General features: G+C 67.0%; 11 protein-coding genes. 5 read left to right on the top strand and 6 right to left on the bottom strand.

What is annotated here, in order from left to right; all coding sequences use genetic code 11:
- Window positions 1–13: 13 nt before the first annotated feature.
- The 5 genes from ACW176_RS17825 to ACW176_RS17805 form a co-directional block, all read right to left on the bottom strand.
- Window positions 14–2,056, bottom strand: coding sequence for a hybrid sensor histidine kinase/response regulator (locus ACW176_RS17825; RefSeq protein ID WP_492110087.1), 2,043 nt, complete (start codon window positions 2,054–2,056; stop codon window positions 14–16).
- A 269-nt stretch (window positions 2,057–2,325) separates the two neighbouring features.
- A complete protein-coding gene (locus tag ACW176_RS17820) occupies window positions 2,326–2,541 on the bottom strand; it encodes a hypothetical protein (RefSeq protein WP_492110086.1) in 216 nt (71 codons plus the stop codon).
- Window positions 2,542–2,692: 151 nt separating this feature from the next.
- Window positions 2,693–3,748, bottom strand: coding sequence for a DUF2891 domain-containing protein (locus tag ACW176_RS17815; RefSeq protein WP_492110085.1), 1,056 nt, complete (start codon window positions 3,746–3,748; stop codon window positions 2,693–2,695).
- The gene (locus ACW176_RS17810; RefSeq protein ID WP_492110084.1) at window positions 3,726–4,682 is read right to left on the bottom strand and encodes a DUF979 domain-containing protein; all 957 of its coding nucleotides are present in this window, start codon (window positions 4,680–4,682) and stop codon (window positions 3,726–3,728) included. The genes ACW176_RS17815 and ACW176_RS17810 overlap by 23 nt, the downstream gene beginning before the upstream one ends.
- Window positions 4,679–5,353: a DUF969 domain-containing protein gene (locus ACW176_RS17805; RefSeq protein WP_492110083.1), complete on the bottom strand. Its 675-nt coding sequence runs from the start codon at window positions 5,351–5,353 to the stop codon at window positions 4,679–4,681. The genes ACW176_RS17810 and ACW176_RS17805 overlap by 4 nt, the downstream gene beginning before the upstream one ends.
- 167 nt (window positions 5,354–5,520) lie before the next feature.
- On the opposite strand from ACW176_RS17805, the gene ACW176_RS17800 reads away from it, so the two are divergent.
- From ACW176_RS17800 to ACW176_RS17780, 5 genes are all read left to right on the top strand, one after another.
- Window positions 5,521–6,297: a class II aldolase/adducin family protein gene (locus ACW176_RS17800; protein WP_419321184.1), complete on the top strand. Its 777-nt coding sequence runs from the start codon at window positions 5,521–5,523 to the stop codon at window positions 6,295–6,297.
- Window positions 6,298–6,326: 29 nt separating this feature from the next.
- Window positions 6,327–7,085 (top strand): hypothetical protein, encoded by a 759-nt coding sequence (locus ACW176_RS17795; RefSeq protein ID WP_492110082.1) that lies wholly within the window; start codon window positions 6,327–6,329, stop codon window positions 7,083–7,085.
- 121 nt (window positions 7,086–7,206) lie between these two features.
- Window positions 7,207–8,328 (top strand): efflux RND transporter periplasmic adaptor subunit, encoded by a 1,122-nt coding sequence (locus tag ACW176_RS17790; protein ID WP_492110081.1) that lies wholly within the window; start codon window positions 7,207–7,209, stop codon window positions 8,326–8,328.
- The gene (locus ACW176_RS17785) at window positions 8,328–11,465 is read left to right on the top strand and encodes an efflux RND transporter permease subunit (RefSeq protein ID WP_492110080.1); all 3,138 of its coding nucleotides are present in this window, start codon (window positions 8,328–8,330) and stop codon (window positions 11,463–11,465) included. Before ACW176_RS17790 ends, ACW176_RS17785 begins: the two co-directional genes overlap by 1 nt.
- Window positions 11,466–11,479: 14 nt before the next feature.
- Complete coding sequence (locus ACW176_RS17780) at window positions 11,480–13,846, top strand: thiamine pyrophosphate-binding protein (protein ID WP_492110079.1); 2,367 nt, start codon at window positions 11,480–11,482, stop codon at window positions 13,844–13,846.
- Here ACW176_RS17780 and ACW176_RS17775 read toward each other — a convergent pair.
- Window positions 13,843–14,196 (bottom strand): nuclear transport factor 2 family protein, encoded by a 354-nt coding sequence (locus ACW176_RS17775; RefSeq protein ID WP_419321189.1) that lies wholly within the window; start codon window positions 14,194–14,196, stop codon window positions 13,843–13,845. The two genes, ACW176_RS17780 and ACW176_RS17775, sit on opposite strands and share 4 nt — an antisense overlap.
- Window position 14,197: the final 1 nt, after the last annotated feature.

The following is a 14,197-nucleotide window of genomic DNA, read 5'->3' as shown; positions in this document are numbered from 1 at the left end:
CCCGAGGACGGGTCTAGGCCGGCGTCCTCAGGGCGCTGACGGCGCCAAAGAAGGTGTTGGCGCTCAGGGGCTTGGTGATGAATATGTCCGCTCCCGCGTCCATCCCAGCCGCCCTGTGTTCGGGTAGGGCGTTGGCGGTGATCATGATGATCGGCGTCGGCGAACGACCACGGTCGATTTCGTAGCGCCGTATCCTGCGGACCGCCGTCAGCCCGTCCATCACGGGCATCTGCATGTCCATCAGGATCAGGTCGAACTCCTGGGACTCAAAGGCTTCGCACGCTTCAAGCCCGTTTTCGGTGGACAGCACGTTCATACCCAACTCGCTCAGCAGGGTCTCGATCACCAGGCGATTGATCGGATGGTCCTCACTGACCAGGACGCGGGTGGCCGTGTGCGCCTCGGCGATGTCGGTGTCGGGCGTCACATCGTGCGCGACGACCTGAGAAGGACGCGCATCCGTTTCAGGAAGCGGCATGTCGAGCCTGAAGACCGCACCGTCGCCCGGTCGCCCTTCGGCGGTCAGCCGACCACCCATCATCTCCGCAAGTTCGCGGGATATGGCCAAGCCAAGTCCCGTCCCGCCGAAGCGGCGCGTGACGCTGCCGTCGGCCTGCTGGAAGCGCTTGAAGATGGCGTCTTGCTGTGAGGGTTCGAAACCCACGCCCGTGTCCTGAACGGTAAAGCGCCAGCCGCCGGCCGGGTCGTCGGAGGCGGCGCGCACAGACAGCCTGATGTGGCCTTGCTCGGTGAACTTGATCGCGTTTGACAACAGGTTGGTCAGAACCTGGGCCAAGCGGACAGCGTCGCCCAATACCCAGACCTCCGCTGCAGGATCGAGGTCCAGCTGAAGCTCAAGGCCCTTTTCCCGCGCTCGCGGGGCCATGATGTCGGCGATCGACTTGACCGCCCCGCTCAACAGGAAAGGCTCTGGCTCCAGTGACAAGCCTTTTGCGTCGATGCGGGCCAGGTCGAGAATATCCGCCAACAATCGGCTCAGCATCTGCCCGGACTTGTGGATCGTGTCGGCCATCTCGCGCTGGCTCGCCGTCAGCGCCGTCTTGGCCAGGGCTTCGGACAGGGCGTTCACGCCGTTCAAGGGTGTCCGGAGTTCGTGGCTCATATTGGCCAGGAATTCGGCCTGCGCGTGGTGATTTTCGAGGAGGCTGCGGGCTGCGCGCCTGGTGCTGTAGGACATCAGAGCGGCGAGGGCAGCCAGAACGACCACCACGCCGCTGATCATCCAGAGCGACTGCTTCAGAAGATCGGCGCCAGGCCGTTCTGGGCGCCATACAAGGGCGACGGGTGTGGCTCCCGGGTACGAGGCGAAGGTCGTGCTGGCCTCTTCGGGTCCGACCTTCCCGCCCCCCGGTTCGAACCGAAACTGCTGGAGCTTGTAGCGCTGCGCCAGCAAGTCCATTCGGGGCCGCGTGAGGAAGTCGCCGCCGATCACGATGGCGGCCTTGGCCTTGGCGGGCTTGGCCTTGCCAAAATCAGGCTGCACCAGGCTTGCGATCCACAAGTAGGGCCGACCATCGCGCATCTCGACCTGAGATGTGACGATGGCCTTCTGGGGCCTGTTGTCCGCCATTACCGCGCCGCCTGGCGCCGCCCTGCGCGCCGCCTCCTGTTGACGGATCTCGGCAATGATCGGCTCGGCCCGATGTCGGAGCTCGGCAAGATCGTCCGCAGACAGGGGCGCTGTGTGGCCACTGCCCCATACCGCCTTGTCATCGCTGTCTACCAAGACAAAGTTCCAGGGGCCGATGCTCTGCTGGAGGTAGGTCGCGATTTGGTCGTTGGCCCAGGTGGCGTTGAGCCTGTTGTCCAGATTCAGAACCGCATCATCCCAGACCGTCTGCGCGATCAGCGCATTCAAGGTCTGCTGAGCCTCAGCCTGGATGCCTTGGCGAACGAGGAATTCCTCATGGCGGCGAACCCGCAGGTCGACCTGACGGGCTCCCAGCACGAGGCTGACGGCCAGCAGGACGATCGCCGTCATCGCCAGCACGGTCAGCGGCCAAACCTGAAGAGGTCTGGAAGAGGTACGCTTCATGGCCATCCTTTCGGCCGCGAACGGCCGACCACACAGCGCTATGGCGCATGCGTGCGGAAAGATAGTCAGCTTTGCCGAGTCCAGACCAGCTCGAAGGCCTCAAAATGAGGGCGTTAACAGAGCCCTGGCCTCGGCCCGGATCGCCGGCGTCGCAGGGGTTTGGAGGGCGCGACCTATCCGGTGGTCAGGGCCAGCATCGTGAAGGTCGCCAGCCGATGCTCGCCCATTTGGTCGCCGGCGACGTGCGGTGCGGCGGCTGCCTGTCGGCCTCAGGCGTGCAGGGGTGCAGACTGCCTGACGCAAGCGCGCACGCCCGCGTCGAACAGTGCGTCGCAGATCGCCAGGGCGTTCTTGTAGGCGGCTTCAACGTCTTCAAACCGGCCCATGGTGCGGCCTTCTTTCGAGACCACCCAGCCGGTGGACGCCTCGATCACTTCGATCCGTTGGTAGGCTTTGGCGTCTTCGCTGATGGTATCGCACCGCATGGAGGCACTCGATCTTACTGTAAATGGGGCGCCAATCCCTGAGCTTGTCCAAGATTTGCATGGTAGCGTTAACGCCAGTCGCCCAGCGACAAAAGTCAAACACTGTAAATTCGCGCGAACCGCTGCCGGATTGGGGTCCCGGAGAGACTGTTTAGCCGTTGGTCAGGGCCAGCATCGCGAAGGTCGCCAGCCAGTGCTCGCCCATATAGTCGCCGGCCACGTGCGGTACGGCGGCCGCCAGGTGGGCCATGGCGGCGTTGATGACCAGCGGCTTGGCTGGATCGAGCTCCGGCAAGGCCCCGGCCAGGGTGCGCCAGCACCAGGCGCGCGACAGGTTCAGGCCATCGAGATGGGCGATCTTGCCGTCGGTGCGATCGCTGACCCGGGCCGGCGTGAACAGGGTCACGGGCTGCCTGGCGGCCAGGTCGGGCAGGAAACGCACGAACCAGATCTCGAAGGTTTCGCGCGGCAGCAGCCGGCGCATGGCCTCGGCCTCGATCAGGGCCGGCGAGAGAAAATCATCGCCCGAGGGTTCCCAGGCCTGACAGGCGGCGTCTTGGCCGTACCAGATTATCGCCTTGGTCGTCAGGAGCTGGCGGAAGACGGTGTTGCCCGTCATGTCGGCATATTCCGAGGCCAGGACCAGGGCGAAGGCCGTGTTGGTGTGAAGGCCCGCGCGGACCGGATAGTCGGCCAGCGGCAGGAAGGCCTCGAACCGCTCCAAGAACATGCTGGCCAGCGGGGCATGGCGGGCGGCCCAGGGACGGTCGCCGTGCCGCATCAGTTCGGCCTGCAGCATCAGACTCCACGCCCAGCCATAGGGCCGCTCGAAGCCCCGGCTTTCGGGGCGGGCCAGATAGGCGATCTCGGCGGCGACCTTCTCCTCGGTGAAGGCGTCGTCGAACAGGGCGATGATCGTCTCGGCCTCTGCCATTTCGGGGCGGGCGCGCAGCAGGGTGGCCAAGAGCCAGTAGCCGTGGACGCAGGAGTGCCAGTCGAAACTGCCAAAGAAGATCGGGTGCAGGTCGCGGGGCGTGCGGGCGTCGGCGTCGCCGGCCAGCACATGGTCCAGCTTGTTGGGATATTCGCGCGCGATGTGGCCCAGGGCGATCTTCGCAAACCGCGACGCCGTGGATTGGGCAAGGCTTGGGCGGGCCGGACTCGGAGGGACAGGACTGGGGGCGCTAGACCCTGAAGGCGAGGACATTCATCAGGACCATGTTGATGACCAGCATAAGGAAGGCGGTCGGCGCCTGGGCGCGGATCACGCCGTACCGGTCCTTCAATTGCAACAGGGCCGCCGGCACAAGGTTGAAGTTGGCGGCCAGCGGCGTCAGCAGGGTGCCACAGAAGCCCGACAACATGCCGATGGCGCAGACCACGGCCGGGTCTCCGCCGAACCGGCCGATCACCAGGGGCAGGGCGATGCCGGCGGTCATCACCGGAAAGGCCGCAAAGGCGTTGCCCATTAGGATGGTGAAACCGGCCATGCCCAGGCAATAGGCGGCGACGACGGCGAAGCGGCTGTCGACCGGCGTCCAGGCCACGGCCAGTTCGCCGATGGTCTGGCCCACGCCGGCCAGGGCGAACACCGCGCCCAGCGCCGCCAGCATCTGCGGCAGCAGCGCCGCCCAGCCCACCAGATCCATCAGGCGGCGACCTTCCTGCAGGGGCGAGGAGGGCGGCTGCTTGAAGAGGGCCTGGGCCAGGATGGCGGCCACGATCGCGGCCAGGGCCAGCGAAATCAGGGTTGCGTGCTTGGCCTCGACCAGCGGCGCGCCGTTCAGGGTCATGGCCTTGAAGGCGAACGTGCCGATCAGGGTGATCAGCGGGATGACAAGCGCCGGCAGGAAAAGTCGGGCGCCCAGCTTTTCGGCCAGGGCCTGACGCTCTTCCGGCGCTGTGGTGGTCGGCGCGCCGACGCCCAGCTGACCCGTTCCCGCCAGCAGGGCCAGGCCCAGCACCAGGAACCCGTTGCCCAGGTCGCCCAGATAGTCGCCCAGCAGAAAGCTGACCGAGACCAGGGCCCAGAACGCGGCATTGCCCCAGCGCCTGGCGTTGGTCCTGTCGCCGGCGCTCAGCAAGGCGAAGGCGGCGAACATGGCGCCGGCGACCAGATAGACCAGCGGCAGGCCGATCATGCGTCAGCTCCTGTCCTGGTCGCCCCGAGCTTGCGGTCAAACAGCAACAGCCGCGCGCCATGCACCAGGAAGGCGGCGATGGCCGTGGGAATGGCCCAGACCGACAGGTGCAGCGGTTCGACCGTGATGCCGCTCTGATCGAGGAAGCCGACGATCAGCAGGATCGATCCGATGGCCATGAAGATGTCCTCGCCAAAGAACAGGCCGATATTGTCGGTGGCGGCGCTCATGGCCTTGATCCGCTCGCGGGAGGCCTCGTCGACGGGGCCCTCGTTTTCGGCGGCGGCCTCGGCCATCGGCGCGACCAGGGGGCGGACGGTCTGGGCATGGCCGGCGACATGGGTCAGGCCCAGGGCGGCGGTGATCTGGCGCAGGGCCAGATAGGTCAGCAGAAGCTTGCCGGCGCTGGCCCCCTTCAGGCCCTGGATCGTCATGCGGGCGCGCTCCTGCAGGCCAGACCGCTCCAGCACGCCGATGGCCGGCAGGACCAGCCAGGCGATGCTGACATAGCGGTTGGTGTTGAAGGCCTTGCCGAAGGCGGCCAGCACCTCAAGCGGGCCGAGACCCGAGGCCAGTCCGGCGGTCAGAGCGGCGGCGACGACCACCAGCAGCGGGTTGAAGCGCAGGGCGAAGCCCACGACGATCACCGCCACGCCCAGAAGGGTCAGCATGTTTGAAAGGTCTCCCGCCCGACGATTCCCCGCAGACCGTCTTCCTGCTGACCGTCGGGCGTGCGGAGACGGCTGGCAAGTCCTGGCTTCCGTGAAGACGCGTACTTGACGCTGGGCGTCCCCGGCGCGACCTTCAACTCAACAATGATAACCTAGGGAGGCCTCCCATGGCCGACGGAGCCACGTCCATCAGCACGTCCCTCAGGGGCAAGGTCAGCGACGCCGAGTGGCAGGCGCGCGTTGATCTGGCCGCCCTGTATCGGCTTGTCGCCGTGCACGGCTGGGACGACATGATCTTTACGCACATCTCGGCCCGCATTCCGGGGCCGGAGCATCACTTCCTGATCAACCCCTATGGCGTGTTCTTCGGCGAGATGACCGCCTCGGCGCTGGTCAAGGTCGATCTGGACGGCAACGTCATCGACAAGACCTCGTACTTCATCAATCCGGCGGGCTTCACCATCCACTCGGCCGTCCACGCGGCCCGCGAAGACGCCCACTACGTCATGCACCTGCATACCGATCAGGGCGTCGCGGTCTCGACCCACAAGGAAGGTCTGCTGCCGCTGGCGCAACAGGCGCTTATCGTCTTGCCTCAACTCGCCTATCACGACTATGAAGGTATTGCGCTCAATCTTGACGAGCGGGAGCGGCTGGTGGCCGATCTCGGCGACAAGAAGCTGATGATGCTTCGGAACCACGGCACCTTGTCGGCAGGTTCGACCGCGGCCGAGTGCTGGATGGGGATGTTCTTCCTGGAGCGCGCGTGCAGTCAGCAGGTGATGGCCCTCTCGGCCGGACGCGACAACGTCCTGATGGCGCCGGAGCACGCTCAGGCCGAGGTGCGCAGCCAGACGGGCGGCGGGCTCGGCATGATCGCGGGCCTGGCCTGGCCGGGTTGCCTGCGCAAGCTGGATCGGGAGTCGCCCGGCTACGCCGACTGACAATCCGTTATCGACGAAGCTCAGCCGCCGTGATCCTGGCGATCACGGCGGCTTTTCTTTGCCTGACAGGCGGCGAAGCCATGGCCGGGGCATGGCCGATGTCGAAAGGTCAGACCCAGGTGATCGCCAAGGTCGAACGGCAATCGGCCGACCAGGTCTTCGACGCCGATGGCGCGGTGCGCGATCTGGGGTGGCGCGAGGACGAGACGGCCTCGGTGTTCGTCGAGCATGGCGTGACCGATCGCCTGACCTTGCAGGCCAAGGCCGGGCTGACGCGGGGCCGCGACCCGTTCGTGCGCTATGAAGGCCGCGGTCCGCTCGAGCTCGGGTTGCGTTACGCGGTGCTCAAGCGACCCCGAACCGTCGCGGCGATCTATGTTGGCGCGGCCGAGCCTGGCGTCGGCCGCAATGCCGGCTATGCGGCGCCGGGGCAGGGCGAGGTGGATCTGGAGGCGCGGCTGCTTCTGGGACGCTCTGTGACGACCCGCAGGGGAGAAATCTTTTCGGATCTGCAACTGGCCCGTTTGCGGCGATCAGGCCTGGCCGACGAGACCCGGATGGACGCGACCCTGGGCTTTCGGCCAACGCGCAACTGGCTGGTGATGGCCCAGACCTATGCCGGTGAGGCGGAGCCGAGTCCCCGCAGATCCCGATGGATCAAGGCCGAGCTGTCGGTCGTTCGCGACTTTGGCCCCTGGCGCGTGCAGGCCGGATGGCGGCAAACCCTCGCGGGGCAGGAGATCGCCCGCGATCGAGGCGCTGTGCTGGGGATCTGGCGCGGATTCTGAGTGTTGCAGGACTGAAATGGTCCGTCATCCTGCTGTCACTGGACGTGGGTTTAGGGGGACGGCATATGTCCCCGCACCTTGTCGCCGTCGCCGACTCTCTTCGGCGCCTGGAGTCCGTTCCTTGATCCGCAGGCACTTCTTCCTTCTCGCGGCGCTGGCCGCCGTGGTTCTCATGCTCGTTGTCGGGGGCATGAAGCTGGCGTTCGGGCAAAAGGCGGCCGGCCAGGGTGGTCCTGGCGGCGGGCGGGCCACGACTGTCTCCCAGACTGTCGTGTCGTCCAAGGCCTTCACCGACCGCATTGAGGTCCTTGGCGTGGCCAAGGGCCTGCAGTCGGTGACGATCACTTCCAATACCGCCGAAATGATCACGGCCGTGCACTTTGTCGATGGCCAGGCCGTGTCGCGCGGCCAGGTGCTGGTTGATCTGAAGTCGGCCAGCGAGGACGCGGGCATCGCCGAGGCCAAGGTGCGCCTGGCCCAGGCCGAGCGCGACTATCAGCGCTGGAAGACCCTGGCCGATCGCGGCGTCGCGCCGCGCGCCACCGCCGAGCAGTATCTGTCCGCCGTCGAGACGGCCCGCGCCGGTGTCGCCTCGGCTCAGGCCCAGAAGCTGGACCGCGTGATCCGTGCGCCGTTCTCGGGTCGCGTCGGCATTTCGGATGTCGCGCCCGGCACCCTGATCAGCCCCGGCACGGCCATTGTCAGCCTGGACGATGTTTCGGTGATCCGCGTCGATTTCTCGGTGCCTGACCGCTATCTGACCACCCTGCGCCAAGGCCTGCCGATCTCGGCGCGGCCTGACGCCCTGCCGGGTGAGACCTTCCAGGGCCGTATCGCCCAGATCGACACGCGGATCGATCCCACCACCCGCGCCGTAAAGGCCCGCGCCGAGTTCCCCAATCCGGGCGGTCGCCTGAAGCCGGGCATGCTGGTCAAGGTGTCCATCGACCAAGGCCTGCGCACCGCGCCCGCCGTGCCCGAGGCCGCCGTTCAGTTCGAAGGCACCCAGGCTTCGGTGTTCCTGATCGTCAAGGGCCCCAAGGGCCAGGTGGCGCGTCGCACCAATGTCGAGACCGGTCTGGCCTCCGGCGGTTTCGTCGAGATCTCCTCGGGCGTGAAGCCGGGCGACAAGATCGTGGCCGATGGCCTCAACCGCGTGCAGGACGGCGCGTCGATCGGCGGCGGTCAAGGTGGCAAGAAGCCCGGCGCCGGCGCCGGCGACGCTGGTCGCAAGGCGAACTGATGATCTCGGATCTTTCCGTCCGCCGCCCGGTCTTCGCCGCCGTTGCGGCGATCCTCCTCTGCGTCATCGGCCTGGCCGCCTTCACGGGTTTGCCGATCCGTGAACTGCCCAATGTCGATCCGCCGGTGGTGTCGGTCTCGACCGCCTATCGCGGCGCCTCGGCTGAAGTGATCGAGGAGCGCATCACCCAGGTGATCGAGCGCCAGGTCTCGGGCATTCAGGGCATCGACCGGGTCAATTCGTCGTCGCGCGATGGCCGTTCGCAGATCAGCATCACCTTCACGCTCGACCGCGATCTGGACGACGCCGCCAACGACGTGCGCGACGCCGTCAGCCGGGTGTCGGCCAACCTGCCCGACCAGGCCGATCCGCCGCAGATCGCCAAGGCCACGGCCGACAGCTCGCCGATCATCATTCTGAACCTGACCTCGACCAGCCTGTCGCCGCTGGAGCTGGCCGACTATGCCGACCGCTATCTGGTCGAGCGGATGTCGACCGTGCCCGGCGTGGCCCAGGCCGGCCTGAACGGCCAGCTGTACGCCATGCGCATCTGGCTCAATCCCGACGCCATGGCCGCCCGCGGCGTGACCGTCGACGACGTCGAGAACGCCCTCAACAGCCAGAACGTCGAACTGCCCGCCGGGTCGCTGGAGAGCGACAGCAAGGACTTCACCATCCGGGTGACCCGCAGCTATTCCAAGCCGGAGGACTTCCTCAAACTGCCGCTTCGGGCGGCCAACGCCAGTGGTTTCGTCGTCAGGCTTGGCGACGTGGCGCGGGTGGAAGAGGGCTCCAACGAGCGCCGGAAGATCTTCCGCGGCAATACGGTCAACCAGGTCGGCATCTTCCTGACCCGCCAGTCGCAGGCCAATGACGTCGCCATCTCCAAGGTGGTCGACGCCGAGATCGCGGAGATCAACAAGACGCTGCCCCCTGGCACGCAACTCATCAAGGCCGTCGACAACTCGGTCTTCACCGCCGAGGCGATCCACGAGGTGTGGGTCACCATGGGCATCTCGATCGGCCTGGTGGCCCTGGTCAACCTGCTGTTCCTGGGCAGCTGGCGGGCGGCGCTGATCCCGTCGATCATCGCGCCGATCTGCATTCTGTCGACCTTCATCGTCCTGGCGCCGCTGGGCTTTTCGCTCAATCTTCTGACCCTGCTGGCTCTGGTGCTGGCCGTCGGCCTGGTGGTCGATGACGCCATCGTCGTGGTCGAGAACATCCAGCGCCGGGTTGATGAGGGCGAACCCGCGCCCGTGGCCGCCCTGCGCGGCACGCGCCAGGTGTTCTTCGCGGTGGTCGCCACGACGGTCGTGCTGATCTCGGTCTTTGCGCCGCTGATGTTCCTGCCCGGCTATACGGGCCGCCTGTTCGTCGAGCTGGCCGTGGCCATCGCGGCGGCCGTGGCGTTCTCGGCCCTGCTGGCCTTCACCCTGTCGCCGATGCTGGCCTCCAAGCTGCTGCGTCCGGCGGGTACCGGCGGTTGGCTGGCCCGCAAGGTCGACTGGGCGATGGACAGGCTGAAGGACAGCTATCGCCACTCGCTGGAAGGTCTTCTGGCCGCTCGCGCCGCCAGCTGGGCGACAGGGGCCGTGGTCATCGTTCTGGCGGCGGCCGCCGGCGGCCTCTTCGTGATGCTGCCCAAGGAGATGGTGCCCGCTGAGGATCGCGGCCGCGTCGATATCAACATCAACGGCCCAGAGGGCGCGGGCTTCGACTACACCGTCAAGGCCGCCAACGAGGTCGAGCGCCAGCTTGAAAAGTACCGCGCCGACGGCGTCGCCGACCGGACCATCATCTCGGTCCCGCGCTTTGGCCAGAGCCAGTTCAACACCGGCAATGGCGTGTTGGTGCTCAAGGACTGGGGCGAGCGCGACAAGACGGCTGACGAGGTCGCCGCCGAACTCAACAAGACCCTGAGCAAGATCACCGGCGTGCGCGCCGTGGCCAGCGTGCGCGGCGCCTTCCAGCGCGGCGGCGGCGGTGGCGGCGGGACGAACGTCGACCTGATCGCGGTCGGCAACGACTATGTGGAGCTGGCCAACTGGCTCAAGCCCATGCTGGAGGCTGCCCAGGACAATCCGGGCCTGTCGCGTCCGCGCATCGACTATGAGCCGACCTCGCCGCGACTGTCGGTGCAGATCGACCGCGACAAGGCCGCCAGCCTGGGCATCTCGGCCCAGTCCATCGGCCGGGCGCTGGAGACCATGTTCGGCTCGCGGCGCGCCACGACCTACATCAAGAACGGCCAGGAATACGACGTCATCCTGCAGTCCACCCTGGAGCAGCGCCGCAGCGTCGCCGACCTGGACCAACTGCAGGTGCGCACCCAGTCGGGAACCCTGGTGCCGCTGTCGACCGTGGTCACCACCCAGCTTCGCGGTGACACGCCCGACCGCCCACGCGTCGACCGCCTGCGCTCCGTCACCCTGACTGCGCAGCTGGCGCCGGGCTATACCGTCGAAGACGCGGTGAAGTTCCTGCAGGAGGAGGCCGCTTCCCGGCCAACGCCTGGAGTCAGCGTCAAGTGGGGCGGCCAGGCCAAGGACTATCTGGAAGCCTCAGGCGCTGTCGGCGTCGCCTTCGGTCTGGCCCTGTTGCTGGTCTTCCTGGTGCTGGCCGCGCAGTTCGAAAGCTGGATCCACCCGGCGGTCATCATGATGACCGTGCCGCTGGCGGTCCTGGGCGGGCTGTTTGGCCTGCTGATGACCGGCTCGACCGTCAACACCTACAGCCAGATCGGCCTGATCATCCTGGTCGGCATCGCGGCCAAGAACGGCATTCTGATCGTCGAGTTCGCCAACCAGCTGCGCGACGAGGGCCTGAAAGTGAAGGAGGCGGTGATCGAAGCCGCCGTCCTGCGCCTGAGGCCGATCATCATGACCTCGATCGCCACCGCCATGGGCGCCCTGCCGCTGGTGCTGTGGACCGGCGCGGGCGCCGGCAGCCGCCAGACCATCGGCGCCGTGATCTTTATGGGCGCGATCTTCGCCACCCTGCTGACCCTGTTCGTGGTGCCGGTGTTCTACAACCTGCTGGCTCGCTTCACGAAGTCTCCGGAGTGGACGGCGCGGCAGATCGAGGACTATGAAGCCCGGGAACAAAGCGGTGAGGGGCAATCCTCACCGGCATAAACCGGTGAGGAAGCATGCCTGACGGCTCAATGACCGCGAAGCGGCAGGAGATTGCGCTCCTTCGCCGCATCGAGGAACGCATTCTCTGGCTGGCTTCGTGGACGATCCACAACGCCAACCACCTGCGCGAGAGCCGCGACGGCCTGAAGGTCGGCGGACATCAGGCCTCCTGCGCCTCGATGACCACCCTGATGACGGCGCTGTACATGAAGGCGCTGCGGCCGCAGGACCGGGTGGCGGTCAAGCCGCATGCCAGCCCGGTGTTCCACGCCATCCAGCACCTGTTTGGCCGCCAGAGCCTGGACAACCTCAAGCGTTTCCGTTCGCTGGGCGGCGCGCAGTCCTATCCGTCGCGCACCAAGGATGTCGACGATGTCGACTTCTCCACCGGCTCGGTGGGTCTGGGCGTGGCCATGACCGCCTTCGCCTCGCTGGCCCAGGACTATCTGGCGGCGCGCGGGGCGGTGAAGCCCGAGGCCATGGGCCGGATGATCTCGCTGCTGGGCGACGCAGAGCTGGACGAGGGCAACATCTACGAGGCCCTCATCGAGGCCTGCAAGCACGACGTCCGCAACACCTGGTGGATCGTCGACTACAATCGCCAGAGCCTGGACGCGACCACCCAGGACCGGATGTTCACCCGCTATGGCGAGATCTTCGAGGCCGCCGGCTGGACGGTCGAGACGCTGAAATGGTCCCGGCGCCAGCGCGATGCCTTTTCCAGGCCGGGCGGCGAGGCGCTGCGCACCTGGATCGAGACGGCTCCCAACGATCTCTATTCGGCCCTGACCTATCAGGGCGGCGCGGCCTGGCGCGAGCGCTTGAACGCTGACCTGGCCGACCATGCCGACACCCTGGCCCTGATCGCGTCCTACAAGGATATCGATCTTGCCGAGTTGATGACCGAGCTGGGCGGCCATTGCCTGGAGACGCTGCTGGAGGCCTTCGAGCGCGCCAGCCACGACGACGCCCCGCGCTTTTTCATCGCCTATACCGTCAAGGGCCTGCGCCTGCCGTTCCAGGGCCACAAGGACAACCATTCGGGCCTGATGACCCCGACCCAGATCGCAGAGCTTCGCCAGCGGCTGGGCGTGGTGGAGGGCGAGGAGTGGGATCCGCTGTCGGGCCTGTCCAGCGCCGAGCGTACGGCCCTCAAGGGCCTGATCGCCCGCGCGCCCTTCGCTGCCGATGTTCAGCGTCAGCACGTGGCGCCGGCCATCCCGACACCCAGCGCCGACGAACTGCTGGAGGCCGTCGCCGGAGGTGGCGAACAATCCACCCAGGCGGCGTTCGGCAAGGTGATGTTCGAGATTTCGCGCCGCAGCGACGAGTTCTCGGGCCGGGTGGTGACCACCTCGCCCGACGTCACCGTCTCGACCAATCTGGGCGGGTTCGTCAACCGACGCGGCGTCTTCCATCGCCGCGCGCACGAGGACGTCTTCAAGCGCCGGCGCATCCCTTCGGCCCAGGTGTGGTCGATGGTCGAGACGGGGCAGCACATTGAGCTGGGCATCGCCGAGAACAACCTGTTCATCGTCCTGGCGGCCCTGGGCCTGACCGCGCCGCTGTTTGGCGAACGCCTGTTCCCGGTCGGCACACTGTACGATCCATTTATCGCGCGCGGTCTCGATGCGCTGAACTATGCCTGCTACCAGGACGCCCGCTTTCTGCTGGTCGCCACCCCCAGCGGCCTGACCCTGGCGCCGGAGGGCGGCGCGCACCAGTCGATCAACGGGCCAGTGATCGGCATGGCCCAGCCGGGTCTCGACACCTACGAACCGGCCTATGCCGACGAGACGGCCGTCCTGATGGCCCGCGCCTTTGAACGCATTCAGGACCCCGACGGCGCCTCGACCTATCTGCGGCTGTCGACCCGGGTGATCGCCCAGCCCGAGCGGGCGGATGACGCCTGGCGGCAGGGAACGATCGACGGCGCCTACTGGCTGAGGCCGCCTGCGCCCGGCGCGCGGCTGGCCCTGGTCTTCAGCGGCGCCCTGGCGCCCGAGGCCATGGCGGCGTTCGAGGCTCTATCGGAAGACATGCCCGAGGCCGGCCTGCTGGCCGTGACCTCGGCCGACGTCCTGCACCGCGAATGGACGCGCGCGGGACGTGTGCGCTGGACGGGGGAGGGCGCCCAGGACACCCTGGGGCCCTCGACCATCGAGACGCTGCTGTCGACGCTCGACCGCGACGCCGGCCTGGTCACCCTGACGGACGGATCACCCCTGGCGCTGTCGTGGCTGGGTTCAGTGCGCGGTCAGCGGGTGCGGGCGCTGGGGCTGGAGACCTTCGGCCAGTCCGGTGATCTGCCCGACCTCTATGCCAGGTATCGCCTGGACGCGGACGCCGTGCTCGACGCCTGCGCGGACCTGCTGGCCTAAAGGCCGTCCAGGATCGTCATGCGCCGGATCAGGCCGTCGGCGAAGTCGTAGGCCAGCACCGCGCGCGTGTCGGACCACAGCTGGCCGTCGCGGCTTCGGACCGCGTACTGGATGTCGAGCACGATCCTGGCCGGCGGCTCTTCGCGGACGGTCACTTGGCGGGCGTCCAACTGCATCAGGTCGAACTGCCGGGCAAAGTAGTCGACAACAGCCGCGCGGCCCTGCAGGACCCCGCCTTCCAGGCTGTTTGGCCACGCGGCGTCTGCATGCAGTAACGCCCCCAGCGCCAGGGGATTTCGCGCATTGTAGGCTTCATAGGCCTTGGCCAGCAGGGATCGCTCGTGGCGCATC

The organism is Caulobacter sp. FV1ye13L, assembly GCF_058681155.1.
The sequence above is the reverse complement of the archived record's forward strand: the minus strand, read 5'-3'. Positions and strand labels throughout refer to the sequence as shown.

Excerpts from the sequence above, each read along its gene's own strand:
- ACW176_RS17800 (WP_419321184.1), top strand. The coding sequence starts at position 5,521 with ATGGCCGACGGAGCCACGTCCATCAGCACGTCCCTCAGGGGCAAGGTC.
- ACW176_RS17780 (WP_492110079.1), top strand. The coding sequence starts at position 11,480 with ATGCCTGACGGCTCAATGACCGCGAAGCGGCAGGAGATTGCGCTCCTT.
- ACW176_RS17825 (WP_492110087.1), bottom strand. The coding sequence starts at position 2,056 with ATGAAGCGTACCTCTTCCAGACCTCTTCAGGTTTGGCCGCTGACCGTG.
- ACW176_RS17785 (WP_492110080.1), top strand. The coding sequence starts at position 8,328 with ATGATCTCGGATCTTTCCGTCCGCCGCCCGGTCTTCGCCGCCGTTGCG.
- ACW176_RS17820 (WP_492110086.1), bottom strand. The coding sequence starts at position 2,541 with ATGCGGTGCGATACCATCAGCGAAGACGCCAAAGCCTACCAACGGATC.
- ACW176_RS17810 (WP_492110084.1), bottom strand. The coding sequence starts at position 4,682 with ATGATCGGCCTGCCGCTGGTCTATCTGGTCGCCGGCGCCATGTTCGCC.
- ACW176_RS17815 (WP_492110085.1), bottom strand. The coding sequence starts at position 3,748 with ATGTCCTCGCCTTCAGGGTCTAGCGCCCCCAGTCCTGTCCCTCCGAGT.
- ACW176_RS17775 (WP_419321189.1), bottom strand. The coding sequence starts at position 14,196 with ATGCGCCACGAGCGATCCCTGCTGGCCAAGGCCTATGAAGCCTACAAT.
- ACW176_RS17805 (WP_492110083.1), bottom strand. The coding sequence starts at position 5,353 with ATGCTGACCCTTCTGGGCGTGGCGGTGATCGTCGTGGGCTTCGCCCTG.